Origin of the sequence: Sulfitobacter sediminis (genome assembly GCF_040811725.1) — a bacterium.
In the GTDB taxonomy this organism is placed as follows: Bacteria; Pseudomonadota; Alphaproteobacteria; order Rhodobacterales; family Rhodobacteraceae; genus Sulfitobacter; species Sulfitobacter sediminis.
The window spans coordinates 1-266 of record NZ_JBFNXX010000165.1; the positions used below are offsets into that span (position 1 = coordinate 1).

General features: G+C 73.7%; 1 protein-coding gene. It reads right to left on the minus strand.

Annotated features, from left to right (window positions below; translation table 11 throughout):
• The coding region (locus tag AB2B41_RS23540; protein ID WP_367880253.1) for a hypothetical protein at positions 1–266 on the minus strand (266 nt) is incomplete at both ends.

Consider the following 266-nt stretch of genomic DNA (forward strand, 5'->3'; position numbering starts at 1 on the left):
GCGCTCCACCAGCTTGAAGGTTTCGGGGCCGTGGGGCCCCTTGCGGGTGCCCACGTGGACTTGGGCGGTGCGGCGCGGGTTGAGCTTTCGCGCTGCGTGACGGGTGGTGGTGTCGGTTTCGGTGTAGGAGGCGGGCCGGGGGGTGGGGGTGATGTTGCCGGCTTTGTTCAGTGCCTCGACAGCGGGTGTCGCGGCCTGGTGGGGCTGGTTGCCGGGGGAGGCGGTTGCGCAGCGGCGGTGGGTGGCGGGGGGGAGCGGGCGGGGGG